The sequence below is a fragment of the Actinomadura sp. NBRC 104412 genome, assembly GCF_030269515.1.
In the GTDB taxonomy this organism is placed as follows: domain Bacteria; phylum Actinomycetota; class Actinomycetes; order Streptosporangiales; family Streptosporangiaceae; genus Spirillospora.
Map to the genome: position 1 here is coordinate 39091 of NZ_BSTM01000019.1, position 17007 is coordinate 56097.

Annotated in this window: 15 protein-coding genes; 7 read left to right on the plus strand and 8 right to left on the minus strand. The window is 69.6% G+C overall.

Features of this window, described 5'->3' with window-relative positions; genetic code table 11:
• Window positions 1–22 precede the first annotated feature (22 nt).
• The gene (locus QSK21_RS22715; RefSeq protein WP_285698705.1) at window positions 23–1471 is read right to left on the minus strand and encodes a gamma-aminobutyraldehyde dehydrogenase; all 1449 of its coding nucleotides are present in this window, start codon (window positions 1469–1471) and stop codon (window positions 23–25) included.
• A gap of 166 nt (window positions 1472–1637) precedes the next feature.
• Between QSK21_RS22715 and QSK21_RS22720 the strand changes: the two genes are divergently transcribed.
• Window positions 1638–2099, plus strand: coding sequence for an Lrp/AsnC family transcriptional regulator (locus QSK21_RS22720; protein WP_285698706.1), 462 nt, complete (start codon window positions 1638–1640; stop codon window positions 2097–2099).
• A 90-nt stretch (window positions 2100–2189) separates the two neighbouring features.
• Window positions 2190–2492, plus strand: a complete 303-nt coding sequence (locus tag QSK21_RS22725; protein ID WP_285698707.1) for a type II toxin -antitoxin system TacA 1-like antitoxin — start codon at window positions 2190–2192, stop codon at window positions 2490–2492.
• Here the strand turns inward: QSK21_RS22725 and QSK21_RS22730 are convergent.
• Window positions 2484–2900, minus strand: a complete 417-nt coding sequence (locus tag QSK21_RS22730) for an HIT family protein (RefSeq protein ID WP_285698708.1) — start codon at window positions 2898–2900, stop codon at window positions 2484–2486. The two genes, QSK21_RS22725 and QSK21_RS22730, sit on opposite strands and share 9 nt — an antisense overlap.
• A gap of 1101 nt (window positions 2901–4001) precedes the next feature.
• On the opposite strand from QSK21_RS22730, the gene QSK21_RS22735 reads away from it, so the two are divergent.
• The 4 genes from QSK21_RS22735 (at window position 4002) to QSK21_RS22750 (ending at window position 9324) form a co-directional block, all read left to right on the plus strand.
• On the plus strand, window positions 4002–4529 hold the full coding sequence (locus QSK21_RS22735; RefSeq protein WP_285698710.1) for a PadR family transcriptional regulator: 528 nt from the start codon (window positions 4002–4004) through the stop codon (window positions 4527–4529).
• A gap of 14 nt (window positions 4530–4543) precedes the next feature.
• Window positions 4544–5272 carry an ABC transporter ATP-binding protein gene (locus tag QSK21_RS22740; protein ID WP_502871591.1) on the plus strand — a complete coding sequence of 243 codons (729 nt, stop codon included), beginning with the start codon at window positions 4544–4546 and terminating at the stop codon, window positions 5270–5272.
• Window positions 5273–5277: 5 nt separating this feature from the next.
• The gene (locus QSK21_RS22745) at window positions 5278–7143 is read left to right on the plus strand and encodes an ABC transporter permease (RefSeq protein WP_285698713.1); all 1866 of its coding nucleotides are present in this window, start codon (window positions 5278–5280) and stop codon (window positions 7141–7143) included.
• Window positions 7144–8118: 975 nt separating this feature from the next.
• Window positions 8119–9324, plus strand: a complete 1206-nt coding sequence (locus QSK21_RS22750; RefSeq protein ID WP_285698882.1) for an IS256 family transposase — start codon at window positions 8119–8121, stop codon at window positions 9322–9324.
• Between the two features lie 278 nt (window positions 9325–9602).
• Here QSK21_RS22750 and QSK21_RS22755 read toward each other — a convergent pair whose 3' ends face one another.
• The 3 genes from QSK21_RS22755 to rlmN all read right to left on the minus strand — a co-directional run bounded on the left by QSK21_RS22755 (window position 9603) and on the right by rlmN (window position 12234).
• On the minus strand, window positions 9603–10418 hold the full coding sequence (locus QSK21_RS22755; RefSeq protein ID WP_285698715.1) for a DUF1963 domain-containing protein: 816 nt from the start codon (window positions 10416–10418) through the stop codon (window positions 9603–9605).
• Between the two features lie 72 nt (window positions 10419–10490).
• Window positions 10491–11000 (minus strand): DivIVA domain-containing protein, encoded by a 510-nt coding sequence (locus QSK21_RS22760; protein ID WP_285698716.1) that lies wholly within the window; start codon window positions 10998–11000, stop codon window positions 10491–10493.
• A gap of 40 nt (window positions 11001–11040) precedes the next feature.
• Window positions 11041–12234 (minus strand): dual-specificity RNA methyltransferase RlmN, encoded by a 1194-nt coding sequence (gene rlmN, locus QSK21_RS22765; RefSeq protein ID WP_285698718.1) that lies wholly within the window; start codon window positions 12232–12234, stop codon window positions 11041–11043.
• Window positions 12235–12364: 130 nt separating this feature from the next.
• Between rlmN and QSK21_RS22770 the strand changes: the two genes are divergently transcribed.
• The gene (locus QSK21_RS22770) at window positions 12365–13519 is read left to right on the plus strand and encodes a suppressor of fused domain protein (RefSeq protein ID WP_285698719.1); all 1155 of its coding nucleotides are present in this window, start codon (window positions 12365–12367) and stop codon (window positions 13517–13519) included.
• 70 nt (window positions 13520–13589) lie between these two features.
• Here QSK21_RS22770 and QSK21_RS22775 read toward each other — a convergent pair whose 3' ends face one another.
• The 3 genes from QSK21_RS22775 to pyrH all read right to left on the minus strand — a co-directional run bounded on the left by QSK21_RS22775 (window position 13590) and on the right by pyrH (window position 16669).
• Window positions 13590–14675: a phosphatidate cytidylyltransferase gene (locus tag QSK21_RS22775; RefSeq protein WP_352231312.1), complete on the minus strand. Its 1086-nt coding sequence runs from the start codon at window positions 14673–14675 to the stop codon at window positions 13590–13592.
• A gap of 572 nt (window positions 14676–15247) precedes the next feature.
• A complete protein-coding gene (gene frr / locus QSK21_RS22780; RefSeq protein WP_285698720.1) occupies window positions 15248–15805 on the minus strand; it encodes a ribosome recycling factor in 558 nt (185 codons plus the stop codon).
• 84 nt (window positions 15806–15889) lie between these two features.
• A complete protein-coding gene (gene pyrH, locus QSK21_RS22785) occupies window positions 15890–16669 on the minus strand; it encodes a UMP kinase (protein ID WP_285698721.1) in 780 nt (259 codons plus the stop codon).
• Window positions 16670–17007: the final 338 nt, after the last annotated feature.

Here is a 17007-nt window from a genome sequence, read left to right on the forward strand (position 1 = left end):
TTCGCGGGGTGTGCCGGGCGCGTCACTCGCCGATGTAGTGCATGACGTGCTTGACGCGGGTGTAGTCCTCGACGCCGTACATCGACATGTCCTTGCCGTAGCCGGAGTGCTTGAAGCCGCCGTGCGGCATCTCCGACACCAGCGGGATGTGGGTGTTCACCCACACCGCTCCGAAGTCGAGCGCCTTGGTCATCCGCATCGCCCGTCCATGGTCGCGGGTCCAGACGCTGGCCGCCAAACCGTAGTCCACCCCGTTCGCCCAGGTGACCGCCTGCTCCTCGGACGCGAACCGCTGGACGGTGATCACCGGGCCGAAGATCTCCTTCTGGATCATCTCGTCGTCCTGGCGCAGCCCGGAGACCACGGTCGGGGCGAAGAAGTACCCCCGGTCGCCCACCCTCTCGCCGCCGGTCAGGACCTCGGCGTGGGCGGGGGCACGTTCCAGGAACCCCTGGACGCGGGCGAGCTGGTCCGCGTTGTTGACCGGGCCGTAGTAGGCGTCGGGGTCGCTCGGAGGGCCGACGGCGGTGCCGCGCGCCGCCTCGGTCAGCGCGTCGGTGAAGTCGTCCGCGAGACGTTCCGCCACCAGCACCCGCGTCGCGGCGGTGCAGTCCTGGCCCGCGTTGAAGTACCCGGCCTCGGCGATCCCGGCGGCGGCGCTCTCCACGTCCGCGTCCTCGAACACCACGACCGGCGCCTTGCCGCCCAGTTCGAGGTGGACGCGCTTGAGGTCCTTGGCCGCCGCCGCGGCCACCTCCATCCCCGCGCGGACGCTCCCGGTGATCGACACCATCCGCGGGACGGGATGGTCCACCATCGCCCGTCCGGTGTCGCGGTCGCCGCACACCACGTTGAACACGCCGGACGGCAGGAACCCGGCCGCGATCTCGGCGAGCAGCAGGGTGCTGGCGGGCGTGGTCTCCGACGGCTTCAGCACCACCGTGTTGCCCGCGGCCAGCGCCGGGCCGAACTTCCAGATCGCCATCATCAACGGGTAGTTCCACGGCGTCACCTGGGCGCACACGCCGATCGGCTCACGCCTGACCGAGGAGGTGTGGTCGGCCATGTACTCGCCCGACGCGCGGCCTTCGAGGACCCTGGCCGCCCCCGCGAAGAACCTGAGGTTGTCCACCATGGGCGGGATCTCCTCGTCCAGGGTCAGCTGGACCGGCTTGCCGGTGTCGCGCACCTCCACGTCCACCAGTTCCCGCGCCCTGGCCTCGACCGCGTCCGCGATCCGCAGCAGCGCGAGGCCACGCTCCCCCGGGGTCGTGTCACGCCACGCCGGGAACGCCTCCTCGGCGGCGCGGAACGCAGCGTCCACATCCTCGGGACCCGACACCGGGGCCTGCGCGTACGCCTCGCCGGTGCTCGGGTCGATCACCTCCTGGACACGCCCATCCTTGGCGTCGACGTACTCTCCGCCGATAAAGTTGCGCAGCTTGCCATTGCCGGTGGTCTGTCCGGTCATCGCCGACCCTCCCTGATGGCCGCGCATCCGATGCGTCCCATTGGCCCGACCTTGACAGAGCCATCCGGTCATGACAAGTGATTCCGTTGTTACGATCCAGTTTCACGACTAAATCACTTGACGCACACGGACAACAGCCACGATGCCGCAGCGAGGAATGAGGACGATGGACCGCCGTGCGAGCGTCCAGCTCGACGAGACCGCCAAGCGCATCATCGAGCAGCTCCAGCAGGACGGCCGCCGCTCCTACGCCGCCATCGGCAAGGCCGTCGGGCTGTCGGAGGCCGCCGTCCGGCAGCGCGTGCAGAAGCTCCTGGACGCGGGCGTGATGCAGATCGTGGGCGTCACCGACCCGCTGATGCTGGGCTTCTCCCGGCAACTGATGATCGGCGTCAAGTGCGAGGGCGACCTGGAGCGCGCCGCCGACGACCTGGCCGCCATCGACGAGATCGACTACGTCGTCATCACCGCCGGCTCGTTCGACATCCTGCTGGAACTGGTCTGCGAGAACGACGGTCAGCTACTGGAGCTCCTCGGCCGCATCCGCGCCGTCCCCGGCGTGGTGTCCACCGAGAGCTTCGTCTACCTGAAGCTGCGCAAGCAGACCTACTCCTGGGGCACCCGCTGACCCGCGCCGTCCGCAGGATCATTCTCGATGATGATGCCGACGGGGTCTCCCCCGGCGTACTTTTAAGTGCTGCCAGGAAGGAGACCGGCCATGTCTGAGTCGGTTCAGCAGGACCTTCCCATCGCCGCCCCCAACGATCGCATCGAGGTCCCGGTGTCGGGGAACCAGGGCCTCGCGATCCGCAAGGCGGCCGAACTCGTCGGCTGGACGGTCGAGCAGTACGTGCTGTCCGCCGCGCTGGACAGAGCCGAACGCGACCTGTACGAGCACGCCACGCTCCGCCGGGAGACACGCGGGAGGCTCACGGGGGGAGCCGACTCACCGAAGGACCGCCCCGCCAAGGGCCCGCCCTTCATCGAACCCTTCGTGGCCGCGGTGACGGCCCTAGGCTGAGAGGGCCGAGCGCAGCCGTTCCGCGTACTCCGCCGCCTCCTCATCGGAGGCGTACTTGTGCCTCGGCCAGAAGAACCCGCGCAGGCCGTCCTTGCGGTTGCGCGGCACCACGTGCACATGAAGGTGCGGCACGCTCTGGCTGATCCGGTTGTTCATCGCCACGAACGACCCCGCCGCACCGAGCGCGGACTCCATCGCGCCCGCCAGCCGCTGCGCATACCCGAAGAACGGCCCGAGCATCTCCCCCGGCAGGTCCGTCAACGTCTCCACGTGCTCACGCGGGACCAGCAGCACATGCCCCTTGAAAAGCGGACGAGAGTCCAGGAACGCCACGGCATCGGCACACTCCAACACCATGTGCGCAGGCCGCTCCCCTTGAATGATCTCGCAGAACACGCAGTCACCCATGCCGCGCATTCTCGCACCGCTCCCACCACCAACCCATCCCAACGCCCGCGCAACGAAAAGGCACATCCCACCGCCACAACCAACCCGCCACAGGCGCTCAGCCACCCGACCGCATCACCAAGGCACCAGCCCACAACCACGCAGCCAAGCCACCCCTCCGGCCAACCGGATCCGGGGGGACATGCACGCCCAAGCGCTGCAAACCCTCAGCGCTCTAAAACAAGCACCAGAGCTGGCCGAGCCGAGGCCGCCACCAACCGATTCACACGCTGCGGACCCCGGGGAGACATGCACATCCAAGCGCTGCAAACCCTCACCACCTCGAAACAAGCACTGGAACTGGCCGAGCCGGGACTACCACCAACCGAATCTCAAGCTGCGAACCCCGGGGGACCATGCACCCAAGCGCTGCAAATCCTCAGCGCTCTGAAACAAGCACCAGAGCAGGTCGGACCGAGGCTGCCACTGTTGGTGGCCAGTTCGGACTCCCCACTGGCGGCCAGTTCGTGGAGAATTATTTGGCCGCGGATGCGGCTACGTTCCGTCACGTGAGCGGCCGGTTTGGCCAGGGGCGGGAGCCCGTGCGCTGCCCCGCAGGTCGGGCAGGTCATCCACCTGCCCCCAGAGCCCGACCTGGGCTCCTGCGAGGGTTCCCTGGCCAACCGGCCGCGCCCGACCACTGCGAACCCCCGGGTGTCATCACGCAGCGTTGCCCTCTCCGCTGATCAGCAGTGCCGTTCCGGCCATCCGTGGGGAACCCCATGGCCGCGAGCGGGGAGTCGAACTGGCCGTACACGGGGAGACGATCTTGGCCGCTGTCATGCCATCAACCGATTCACACGCTGCGGACCCCGGGGGAACATGCACACCCAAGCGCTGGAAGCCTTCAGCGCCTTGAAGCGAGCACTGGAGCTGGTCGGGCCGGGGCTGCCGCCGACCGGTTGTCATGCTGCGGACGCGATTCGCCGGATCGCGGTCTGCCGCAATTCGCTGGTTGAGCCGGGTCCGGTCCGTCCCGGGGCGTTGGGTTCGTTCGTTGGGGCTTGACAATGGATGGAGGGATAACCGTTATATTAGGCTAACGGTTAGACGGGAGGCGTCATGCAGCAGGAAGTGATCCTGGCGATGCTGGCCAAGGAGCCTTCGCACGGGTACGAGCTGCGCGCGCGGTTGCGTGAGGCGCTCGGGCCCTTCGGGGAGGCGATGAACGCCGGACACGTCTACGTCACGCTGACCCGGCTGGAAAAGGCCGGGCTTGTGGCGGTGGAAAAGGCTCCGGGTGGCGCCGACCGGTCGGATCGCAAGGTGTACGCGCTGACGCCCGACGGCCAGCGGCGGGTCGCCGAGTGGATCTCGGAGGTGGACTGGCCCAGACCCGACCTCGCGGAGTTCCATCTCAAGCTGATCGCGGCCGCGGCGGCCGGGCTGGCGGACCCGATCGCCATCGTCGACACCCAGCGCCGCGAACTGCTGCGCCGGCTGCGTGACGCACAGCGCGCCGCCATGGCCGCGCGGGACCGCTGGGACGCGGCGCTACTGCTGGAGGGCATCGTGCTTCGGCTCCAGGCCGACCTGCGCTGGCTCGAGGCATGTGAGAAGAGCTGGACCCACCGAAGGAGCGGATCGTGAACGACGGCGCCGCGATGCCCGTGCTTCGCGCCCGTGGGCTGCGAAAGGAGTACGGCAAGGGAGAAGGTCTGGTGCGCGCCGTCGACGGGGTCGATCTCGACATCGGCGCGGGAGAGACGGTGGCGGTGATGGGACCGAGCGGCTGCGGGAAGTCAACGCTGCTGCACCTGCTGGGAGGGCTGGACCGGCCCTCGGGTGGAGAGGTGTCGCTGAACGGCCGCCGCATCGATGACCTCGGTGAGAGGGCCCTCGCCCGGATGCGGCGCACCGATGTCGGCTTCGTCTTCCAGGCATTCCATCTGATGGAAGAACTCACCGCCATCGAGAACGTCGAGCTCGCCGCGCTGCTCGCGGGACGCGCACCGCGGGCCGCCAGACGGCGTGCGGAGGAGCTGCTGGAGCAGGTAGGGCTCGCCGACCGGGCACGTTTCCTGCCCTCGGCGCTGTCGGGCGGCCAGCGGCAGCGGGTCGCGATCGCCCGGGCGTTGAGCAACGAGCCGTCGGTCGTTCTCGCGGACGAGCCGACCGGGAACCTGGACAGCGCCGCCACCCTGGACGTCCTCCAGCTCTTCGAAAGCCTGCACCAGTCCGGGCAGACGCTGGTCGTCGTCACCCACGACGCGCGGATCGCGGCGACCACGGACCGGATGATCTCGATGCGTGACGGCGCCTTCGTGGACGAGACCCGGCTGTCCGGTGGCACCACCGGACAGCTCGGGGCCTTCGTCGGGCTGGAGGACTGAGGACCATGGGCCACCGCGCGCTGCTCGTGAGCCGCATGGTGCTCGTCGCCCGCCTGGCCGCACGTGACCTGCGGCGGCGTCGTGGTGAGGCGGCGCTGCTGCTGCTCGCCATGGTGACGGCCACCACGACGCTGACGCTCGGGCTCGTCCTGCGGGACGCGGCAGCCGACCCGTACCAGAGCACCCGCGAGGCGACCAAGGGACCCGACGTGGTGGCCAGCGTCGACGCCGACCGGCTCACCGACCTTCGGAGACTGACCGGCGCCCGCGGCGTCATCGACCACAGCGGCCCGTACCCGGTCGCCGCTGCGAAGCTCCAGGCGTCCGGTCGAACGTCGGACGTGCAAGCCGTGGGACGGGATGCCGCGCCCGCGCCCGTCGACCAGCCCGAAGTGGTCCAGGGCGGATGGGTCAGGAATGGCGGCGTGGTGCTCGAAGCCGCCTTCGCCAACGCGCTCGATGCGCGCGTTGGTGATCCGGTCACCCTGAACGGTCGGTCGTTCAAGGTCGCCGGGCTTGCGGTCACCGCCGCCATGACGCCCTACCCGGGGGCGTCCTGCATCTTCCCCTGCATGAGCGGCCCCGCTCCCGGTGGACGGGCCGACGCCGAATTGCCCGCAGACGTATTGCGCAACCCCGGGCTGGTCTGGCTCACCCAGGCGGATGCGCGGAGCCTTACGCCGGACCCGGGCTTCCTGGCCTACGTGATGAACCTGAAGCTGGCCGAGCCCTGGAAAGCCGAGGCGTTCGCCGAGGCCGAAAGCCAGGGGCACCTGGGCATCGCCCCTCGCCTGGAGCCGTGGGAGAACATCCTCCGCGAGGCCACCGAAGTGGCCAGAGACACCCAGATCCTGCTGATGATCGGAGCCTGGCTGCTCGGCCTGCTCGCCGTGGCCAGCGTTTCGGTGCTGGTCGGGGGGCGGATGGCGGACCAGACCAGGCGCGTCGGGCTCCTCAGGGCGGTCGGCGGCACACCGGGCCTGATCGCCACCGTGCTGCTCGCGGAGTACCTGCTCGTGGCCCTCGTCGCGGCCGTGGCCGGGCTGGCGATCGGATCGCTGACCGCCCCGTTGCTCACCGAGTCCGGTGCCGGCCTTATCGGTAGCGCGGGCACACCGTCGATGACCTGGTCCACGTTCGGTTCGGTGACCGCGGTGGCACTCATGGTCGCGGCGATCGCGACCGTCGTCCCGGCCGTACGCGCCGCCCGCTCCAGCACCCTCAACGCGCTCGCCGGCTCGGCACGCCCGCCCCGCCGCACCGGTTGGCTCATCGCGATGTCGGCGCGACTGCCCGTCCCGCTGCTCCTCGCCTTGCGGATCTCCGCCCGCCGACCGCGCCGCGCCGTGCTGACCGTGGCCAGCATCGCGATCACGGTCAGCGGAATCTTCGTCGCGCTGATCCTTGACACCTTTCTCACCGACGGGCCGCTCACCACCGGTTACGACGAGACCCAAGTGGAACTGCTGAGGCGTGTACTCCTCATCGTGATGGTCACGTTGCTCGCCCTGACGGCGGTCAACGCCGTCTTCATCACCTGGGCGACCGTGCTCGACAACCGGCATTCGTCCGCACTCGCACGCGCCCTGGGCGCGACCCCTGGCGAGGTGAGTGCCGGACTGGCCGCCGCCCAGGTCCTCCCCGCACTTGCCGGCGCCGTGCTGGGCATCTTCCCCGGAGGCTACGGGTTGTTCGCCGCCATCATGGTGATCACCGACGGTGAGAGCGACAGGGCCACGTTCCCCTCCCTTTGGCAGGTCCTCACCTTGGTGCTGGCGACCGCACTCGTGGTCGCGGCACTCACCGCGATTCCAGCCCGCCTGGGCGCCCGCCGCCCCATAACCGAAACCCTCCAAGCCGAACTCACCTGACCCACCAAAAAACTCACTCGGCCCAGATGACCCGTCACTCCACCAGCGGCCGACAAGACCTGAATGATCACCATCCAGTAGATGAGCCCCTCCGGAATCCGGATCACGGACTACGACGACGTTCGACACTGCTAGCTCACTTCCTCCAACTTCGGGATGGAAAGCCCTGGGGCATCGCGGCCCTGGACAGAGGGCTCCGGGCCGGCGCTCAAGGCAAGGACTCCGGGTAGGTGCTTCGGGCGGACGCCCCAGGCAGGCGCCCCGGGGTCGCCACTCGTGCTCGGCCTGCCCAAATCCGGGCGCTTCCGGCAAACGCACCGGCGAGCACTCCGAGCGAACGCTCCGCGGGCGCTCCGGGATCGCCGCTCGTGCCCGGCGAGCTCATGTCCGGGTGCGTGCGGCAAACGCTCCCGTGAGCACTCCAAACGGACGCCCCAGGCAGGCGCCCCAGGATCGCCACCCGTACTCGGCAACCTAAGGCCCGGGCGCTTCCGGCAAACGCACCAGTGAGCACTCCAAACGGACACTCCAAGCAGGCGCTCCGGGGTCGCCGCTCGTATTCGGCCTCCTCAGGCCCGGGCGCTTGCGACAGACACTCCCGTGAGCACTCCAAACGGACACTCCAAGCGGGCGCCCCGGGGTCGCCACTCATGCTCGGCCTGCTCAGGCCCGGGCGCTTGCGGCAAACGCTCCGGTAAGCACTCCAAACGGACGCCCCAGGCAGGCACTCCAGGCGGGCGCCCGGGGTCGCCGCTCGTGTTCGGCGTGGCTCAGGTTCGGGTGCTTGCGGCAGACGCTCCGGGGAGCACTCCGAGCGGACGGTCCGGGTGAGCGTTCCGACCGGGAGTGTCTAATTAACGGCGGATCCGATGATCAAGGAGACGCCAGGTGACTGACACCGTTGTTGAGGACGAGTCCGGGGAGCAGCCGGTCCAGGCGCCGCAGGGTACGGCGTCGGAGGAGCAGCTGATCGCGATGCTGGTGGACCGTGCTCGGACCCAAGGGCTGCAGCTGACCGGTGAGGGCGGGCTGCTGCAGCAGCTGACCAAGCGGGTGCTGGAGTCGGCTCTGGAGGGGGAGATCACCGATCACCTCGGTTACGACAAGCATGATGCGGCGGGCCGGGGCAGCGGCAACAGCCGTAACGGGACGCGGGCCAAGACGGTGCTCACCGATGTCGGCCCGGTCGAGGTCAAGGTGCCCCGCGACACCGGCGGCACTTTCGAGCCGCAGATCGTGCGCAAGCGGCAGCGCCGTCTGACCGGCGTGGACGAGATGGTGCTGTCACTGTCGGCCAAGGGCCTCACGCACGGGGAGATCAGTGCGCACCTGGCCGAGGTCTACGGCGCCCAGGTCTGTAAGCAGACGATCTCCACCATCACCGACAAGGTCATGGACGGCATGGCCGAATGGCAGAACCGGCCCCTGGACCGCGTCTATCCGGTCCTGTTCGTGGACGCGATCAATGTCAAGATCCGGGATGGGCAGGTCGCCAACCGGCCGATCTATGTGGTGATGGCGGTGACCGTGGAGGGCCACCGCGACATCCTGGGCATCTGGGCCGGCGACGGCGGCGAGGGCGCCAAGTACTGGCTGCACGTGTTCACCGAGTTGAAAAACCGCGGCGTCCAGGACGTCCTGATGCTGGTCTGTGACGGCCTCAAGGGCCTGCCCGAGGCGGTGGAGGCCCTCTGGCCTCGCACGATTGTCCAGACCTGCATCGTTCACCTGCTGCGCAACAGCTTCCGTTACGCGGCCCGCCAGGACTGGGACAAGATCGCTCGTGCGCTCAAGCCGATCTACACGGCGGCCAACCAGGAAGCGGCCGAGGAACGGTTCCTGGAGTTCCAGGAGGCCTGGGGCGGGAAGTATCCGGCGATCATCAAGCTCTGGTCGGACGCCTGGGCCGAGTTCGTGCCCTTCCTCCGCTTCGATGTGGAGATCCGCAAGGTCGTCTGCAGCACGAACGCGATCGAGAGCGTGAACGCGCGGATCCGCAAGGCCGTCCGCGCCCGTGGGCACTTCCCCAACGAGGCCGCAGCGATGAAGTGCATCTACATGGCGCTGATGTCCCTGGACCCGACCGGCAAGGGCCGCAAGCGGTGGACCATGCGCTGGAAAGCGCCTCTCAACGCCTTCCAGATCGCCTTCGAAGGCCGACTCACCCCGCCCATCAACTGAACACATCAACCACCAAGATCAGCCGTTAACTTGACACACCCTTCCGACCGGGCGTTCGGGCGGTTGAGCGTTTCGTGAGCATTCCGAGTGGGCGCTCCGGGCAGGTGCTCCGGGTGAGTGGTGCAAGCGAGTGCTCCTCCATGTGAGTGGGTCGCACGGATGCTTTGGGTCGGCGCTCCGGGCGGGCGCTTCAGGTGACTGTCCGCATGAGTGCTTCGGGTGGACGCTTCAGGCGGGTGCGCTCAGTGGGTGCTTCTCGTGGACGCTTTGGGTGGTGGTTAGGGGGTGGCTTGGAGGGTTAGCCAGGTGGATTCCGTGGGGTCGTCTTGATGGGTGCAGAAGTAGATGCGGCCGGGTTCGCCCCAGTGCCAGCCGAGGTGGGGGTCGGAGTCGAGTTGGAGGAGGAGGCGCCACTGGTCTGCGAGGGTCGTCGCCTCTTCCGGGGAGAGGGGTGTGGCTGCGATGTCGCGGCCGGTGGAGGCGCAGTGGCAGTCGGGGCCGAGGGGGCGCTGGACCAGGGCCGGCCAGCCGCCTACCTGGTGAACGGGGACGTGGTCAGGCCAGACGTACTGTTGCCAGGCTGCATAAAGCTGCTCGTACACGGAGAGGACGCCGCTGTACGAGCCGTCCAGTCGCCGCAGGATCGGCTCTTGTGGTGAGGGGAGCGACAGGAAGGCGGCTGCCCCGAGAGGGCGCTCCGGCGAAGGTGTGACTTCGGGCGGGGCCGCGGTGGGGCGCAACTCGCCGGTGAAGACTCTCCAGGCGCCACGCTGGGAGGGATCGTCACCCCAGGGACGGGGCAGGTCGTTCACGTAGTAGAAGGCGTACGTGCCCCGAGGCGGAAGGCAGGGCAGGCGCGGCAGCCGGGCGAAGTCGACCGCGCCTAGGTAGTCGAGCGGGCGGCCCTGCCAGGTCGGCCACGGCTCGCCGGGCGGGAGGAGCGGGGACCCTCCGAGCCGTACCCTCGCGCCGCCACCGGTGGCAAGCCGGACGGCGGGTCGGGCTAACCGGAGCAGCGCCTCGGTGATCCCCGGGGCGAGGAAGATGCCGAAGAGGGAACGCAGCATCGGAAGCTGCGCTTCGTAGCGGTCCATGCACCCAGAGTCCCCGCGCCGTACTGCCGGCGCCAGGCCCGCACGAGATTGTGGATAACTTCGTGAGCCGGGTCAGTGCCGTTCAAGGGCCGCCGCGAGCTGCAGGAGGAACCGGTCGACCTCGCCCTCGTCGTAGCCATGGCCTATCCGTACGGTACGAAAGGCGCATTCCCTGATATCGCGGGCGGTCATCGGCGCGGCATACCCGCGCAGGCCGGCGACGACGCGGTCGAGGAAGGCGTCCACGTCTCGGACGTCGTAGCCCGCACGCATCCCTGAGCTGGGGAACTTCGCGTTCTGGATCCACCCGATCAGCCATCCCGGGTGGACCTGGGGCCGGCGGGGCCGGTATCCGATCGGCCCGGTCGACTGTAGCTCGCGGATCGCCTCCTGTAGCAGTTCGTCCACCGCACGCTGGTCGTAGCCGCGCAGCACGATGTCGAACCGGGTGCGGCGCACGTCGTCGGCGGTCACACCCCAGCGCCCGTGGCGGAGTGTCGCGGTGATGCGTTCGAGCAGCGCGTCAACCTGGGTCCTGTCGTAGCCCCGCAGCGCCACAGGCAGCCGCGTCTCCGTGATCAAAGGTATCTCCGCTCCCCGTCCGTCCGGGCCCACCACTCACTCACCCCTTCGTGGTGGCGGCCAGCTGGCCGCAGGCGCCGTCGATCTCCCTCCCCCTGGTGTCGCGGACCGTGACCGGCACCCCGTGGGCCTCCAGCCTTCGCACGAACTCCCGCTCGTCCTGCGGCCGGGAGGCGGTCCATTTCGACCCCGGAGTCGGGTTCAACGGGATCAGATTGACGTGAACGAGGTGTCCGCGCAAGAGCCTTCCCAGCAGATCGGCCCGCCACGACTGGTCGTTCACATCCTTGATCAAGGCGTATTCGACCGACACGCGGCGCCCGCTGCGTTCCGCGTACGCCCAGGCCGCGTCCAGGACCTCGGCGACCTTCCACCGGTTGTTGATCGGGACGAGCTCGTCCCGCAACTCGTCGTCGGGAGCGTGCAGGGAGACGGCGAGCCGCACCGGCAGGTCCTCGGCAGCCAGCCTCTCGATCGCCGGGACCAGGCCGACCGTGGACACCGTCACCGAACGCCGCGAGATACCCAGCCCGGCGGGCGCGGGGTCGGTGATCCGGCGGATGGCGCCCAGCACGGCCTTGTAGTTGGCCAGCGGCTCCCCCATGCCCATGAACACGATGTTGGACACCCGTCCGGGACCGCCCGGGACGCGGCCGCGGGCCATCGCGCGGGCTCCCGCCGCGACCTGCTCCACGATCTCCGCCGTGGACAGGTTGCGGGTCAGCCCGGCCTGCCCCGTCGCGCAGAACGGGCAGTTCATGCCGCAGCCGGCCTGCGAGGACACGCACATCGTGGTGCGGTCCGGGTAGCGCATCAGGACCGACTCGAACAGGACGCCGTCGAAGGCCCTCCAGACCGTCTTCAGCGTCGTCCCGCCGTCACAGTCCAGCTCACGCAACGGAGTGAGCAGCGGCGGCAACAGCTCCGCCACCAGACGTTCGCGCATCTTGGCCGGAAGGTCGGTCATCTGGGACGGATCGTCCGCGAGACGGGAGAAGTAGTGCCGCGACAGTTGGTCCGCCCGGAAAGGCTTCTCTCCCAGGGCGGCCACCGCTTCGCGGCGTTCGGCCGTGCTGAGGTCCGCCAGGTGACGCGGCGGCTTCGCACGCCGTGGCGCCGCGAAAACCAGCTTCGGCGGCGTCTTCCCCGACTCGGCGGCCGCCGTGGAAGGTGTGGTGGGGATCGCGTCGCCGGACGGGACGGTTGTCGCGGCTGGATCAGGGGTGACAGACATGGTTCCTCCAGTGTGGCAAACCCTTCGGCGTGCACCGGTCACGACGGCACGCGCGCAGACGCGATCCGGTCGTCCGGCAGGGGTGCGAAGACGCCATCGTGGCCGGAGGCCAGGCGGTAAAGTCGCGATCATGTCGGTATTCCGAAGGGGGCACGCCGCGGGCCGGGGCGCCACCACGACCGTCCGGACCGAACTCAGCCCCTACGGGAGCCGCCGCCTCGTCATCGAGACCGACGGAACGGTCAGCGCCGCCTATCTCAAGGACGCCAGGGGCGCGGTGGTCGGCGCCGTCTGGCTCGCCAACCACCAGGCGGCACCGGCCGAGCCGGACCAGGCGCGGCTGGAGGACGGTGCGGCCCCAATGCTGCCCGCCTCGCACACACGCCATCCCGAGGGACGTCCAATGCCCGATTGGGACGCGCTCGAGGTCGTGTGGTTCGAGGAAGGGGACGGGGTGGCCGTCCTGGAGGAGGGCGAACCACTCTGCGTCATCCCCGGATGGTCCGACATCGGCCGCGGCATCCCCGGCTACAACCGGGACGTGACAGGCCAGAGCCCTTTCGCCTTCCCGCTGGACGACGAGATCGAGAACTTCGGCCCACGCATCGACCGTGCCCGCGACCACTGGAAGGTCTGCGAGGCGGACGGTTCCTGGGCCGACTTCCAGCAATCGGTTCTGGGACACCTGCTCCAGCGTCTCGGCCCCGGCGGACACTACTGGCACGACGTGGGACGGCAACTGCCCAGCAGTGGCAGCGGCGGAATCAAGGCCGCGTCCCCTGTCGTAGGGGTGACCGAACGTCCTGCCAGCGGAGACCGCGAATTCACCGTCCTGAGCACGGTCGGCATGAGCCGCCAGCGGATGCCCACGGTCGAGCTGTACGAGGACGACGTCGCCCCCTACAGCCGCATCGAACTCGCCGTTGCCACGACCCTGCCCAGCCAACGGGCGGGAAGCATCTTCCCCTGGCTCGCCCAGTACCCGTGGCGGGTCGTGACCTGGTTCGCCGCCGGGGACGTGGTCAAGTGGTACCACGAGGCCCACACCTTCCCGCTCGGCACGGGTGAGGCGGCATGGGAGGGCGTCCTCCTCTTGGACGACCCGAGCCGTCTCGCGGGGCCGGTCGTTCCCGGCCTCACGGGCCTGTCGACCGAAGGCGACCCCGTGCGGTGGCTGTGGCTGGTGCCCATCACGGGCGAGGAACACCGCTACGCCAAGAACGAGGGCTCCGACGCCCTGATCCGCCGCCTCGCCCAGCAGAACCGCTCCTGGGTGATCTCCTGATCCCCCGTCCCGGAGAGGACTCGTGGCGGCTCCTGCCGGACGCCCACGCCCGCCAGGACCGCTGGGACCTTTACTGGGACGAGGGGACGAAGACCTCCAGCAGCAGCCACACCACGGGGGCCGTGGCCACCAGGGAGTCGAGGCGGTCCATCACGCCGCCGTGGCCGGGGAGCAGGCTGCCCATGTCCTTGATGCCGAGGTCGCGTTTGAGCATCGAGACGATGAGATCCCCCGCGGTGGCGGTCACCACGGCCGCGGCTCCGATGACCACGCCGTGCCAGACCGCGCCCCCGTCCAGCAGCCACCACACCAGCCACGCGCCGACCAGCATGCAGGCCAGCGCGGACCCGGTGACGCCCTCCCACGTCTTCTTCGGGCTGATCGTGGGGGCGAGCTTGTGCCGGCCGAAGAACGTCCCGGCGAAGTAGCCGCCGATGTCGCTCGCGATCGTCACCGCGATGAAGATCACGATGCGGTGGTCGCCGTCCCCGGGCGCGATCAGGAGCGCCACGATCCCGCCCATCAGGACGAGGTATCCGGCGGCGAACACCGCAGCCGTGGCGTCCGGTACGTAGCCTTCGGCGGGGCCTTCGGCCATCCGCCACACCAGCGACGCGAGGATGGCCAGCGCCACCGCGGCCACCAATGCCTCGGGCCCCCAGACGTACGCGGCCAGCGGCGCGGCGACCATGCCGGCGTGCAATGGCGGCAGCGGGATCCTGATGCTCCGCGCGCTGAACGCCTCCGCCAGTTCCCGCAGGCCCTGGAGGAGGAAGAGCATCATGACGACAAGAAAGAGTTCCTTGACGTAGTACAAGGACGCCAGGACCATCGCGCCCAGCGCGACCCCGACACCGATCGCCAGGGGCAGGTTCCGCCCCGTACGGGAGGTCTTCGCAGATCCAGGTGTCTTCGGCGCGGTGGCGTCTGGAGGGGTATCGCTTGTGGCGGGGCCTGTGCCGGTGGCCTTGCCCGGTGACGCGTCGCCGCCGCTCTCGGACGAGGAGGCCGCGGGCTCGCGCCCCGAGGGCGCCGCGGCGTCGCCCTCGGAAGGCGTCGCGGGGCCGCGCCCGCTGGGCGTCCCGGCATCGCCCTCGGAAGGCGTCGCGGGCTCGCGCCCGCTGGGCGTCCCGGCGTCGCCCTCGGAAGGAGCCACGGAGCCGCGCCCGGAAGGCGTCGCAGGCTCACGCCCGGAAGGCGTCGCGGGGTCACGCTCGGAGGGCGTTCCGGGATCGCGCTCGGGCGCGGCCGTGCCGCCCGCGTCCCGGGACTGTGGACGCGCGGAAGGCGGGCTCGGAGCGGCCGTCGCAGGTCCGGGACCCGTCGATCCGCCCACCCCCGCGGCCTGCGAAGAGGCGGTCGAGCCCGCGAGGTCATCCTCGGAGCCCAGCGTCTTCGGGGCAGGGACCTCGGGTTCCGGCTCGTCGACGCCCTGATCCTTTGCGGCCGGCTTCTCAGGGCCGGGCTCTCCCTGACCAGCTCCTTCCGGGCCAATTCGTTCCGGACCGGTTCGTTCCGGGCCGGGCCCCTCGGGACCCGGGGCGGGAGCGGGGTCGGCCGCGCCGTCCACGGCCCGGGGCGCGGTGACGGCCTCGGGCCGTACGGCGGCGGCAGGCGGTACTGGGGTCGCAGGGGGCAGGCCCGAGTCGCGGGCACCGGCAGCGCCGGGACCGGACGCCTCAGGCTCGCCCGGGGAGCCCGCGGGCCCCCCGGTACGGTCGAGTCTCATCAAACCTCGAGCAGCTCGGCCTTCTTGTGCTCAAGGAGCTCGTCGATCTGCGCGACATACCGGTGCGTGAGGTCCTCGAGCTCCTTCTCGGCACGCCGGACCTCGTCCTCCCCGGCCTCGCCGTCCTTGGCCATCTTGTCCAGGGTCTCCTTGGCCCGCCGCCGGATGTTGCGGATGGCGATCCGGCTGTCCTCGGCCTTGGTGCCGGCGACCTTGATGAACTCCCGGCGCCGCTCCTCCGACAGCTCCGGGAACACCACCCGGATGACGTTGCCGTCGTTGGTGGGGTTGACGCCGAGGTCGCTGTCGCGGATGGCGCGCTCCACCGCCTGCATGGAGGACTTGTCGAAGACCTGGACGATGACCATCCGCGGCTCGGGCAGCGTGAACGACGCCAGCTGGTTGATCGGCGTCGGCGTCCCGTAGTACTCGGCGGTGATCTTGTTGAACATGGCGGGGGTGACCCGGCCGGTGCGGATGGCCTGGAAGTCCTCCTTGGCGACCGCGACCGCCTTCTCCATCTTCTCCTCTGCCTCGAGGAGGGTCTCGTCGATCACTTCGGCTCCCGTGTCATCTGCTCGGCCCCTGTCCCTGCCGGTTCTATCCTGCCGGTCGGTGTTCGTACGGGCGAACGGGCCGGATCAGCCGTCCGCCGGACTGACCAGCGTGCCGATCTTCTCACCCCGGACGGCCCGTACGATGTTGCCCTGGCCCATGAGGTCGAAGACCACGATGGGCAGGGCGTTGTCCATGCAGAGGCTGATGGCCGTGGCGTCCATGACCTTCAGGCCCCTTTGTAGAACCTCACCGTATTCCAAACGGTCGAACTTCACCGCGTCAGGATTCTTACGCGGGTCGGCGTCGTACACGCCGTCGACCTGAGTGGCCTTGAGGACCGCCTCCGCGCCGATCTCCAGCGCGCGCTGCGCGGCCGTGGTGTCGGTGGAGAAGAACGGCTGGCCAAGGCCCGCCCCGAAGATCACCACGCGGCCCTTCTCCAGGTGCCTGATGGCGCGGCGGGGGATGTACGGCTCGGCCACCTGGCTCATGGTGATCGCCGTCTGCACCCGCGTGTCCAGGCCGAGTTTCTCCAGGAAGTCCTGAAGGGCCAGGCAGTTGATCACCGTACCGATCATGCCCATGTAGTCGCCGCGGCCGCGGTCCATGCCGCGCTCGGCCAGCGCCGCGCCGCGGAACATGTTGCCTCCGCCGCACACCACCGCGACCTGGACGCCCTCCCGGACGGCCTCGGCGATCGCCTCGGCGACGTGCTGCACGACCTCAGGGTCGATTCCCAGCGGTTCGCGTCCCGCGAACGCCTCGCCCGAAAGCTTCAGCAGGACCCGCTTCCAGCCCGCGAGGGGGGCGTGCTGACCCGGTGGCGCTGCCGCCGTCGGATCACTGGTCGTTGGCTCCGGCACGTCAGCGGCCTCCTCGTAACGGCTTGTAACGGCGTCTGGTGGGCTTCGTCGGGCCCCTGTCTCCAGGATGCCCTCTCAACTGGCGGTTCTCGTCGTGCGACCCTCACCGGCCCGTGGCGGCCCCTCCGTTCCGGGCCCCTTTCCTGAACGGACGGGACCTGAACGGACAGGACGGGCCGAACGGCGCTCACACCCCGTCCCATCTGGACGTGAGACGGGCAGGCACGCCCGGACCGGGCACAACCCGAGCCCCCTGGCCGGACGCGGACCGTCCGGTCACCCCGGGGACACCCTAAGGCGTAACCCGTCCAGGACACCGGAAGCCGCCCGGCACACCC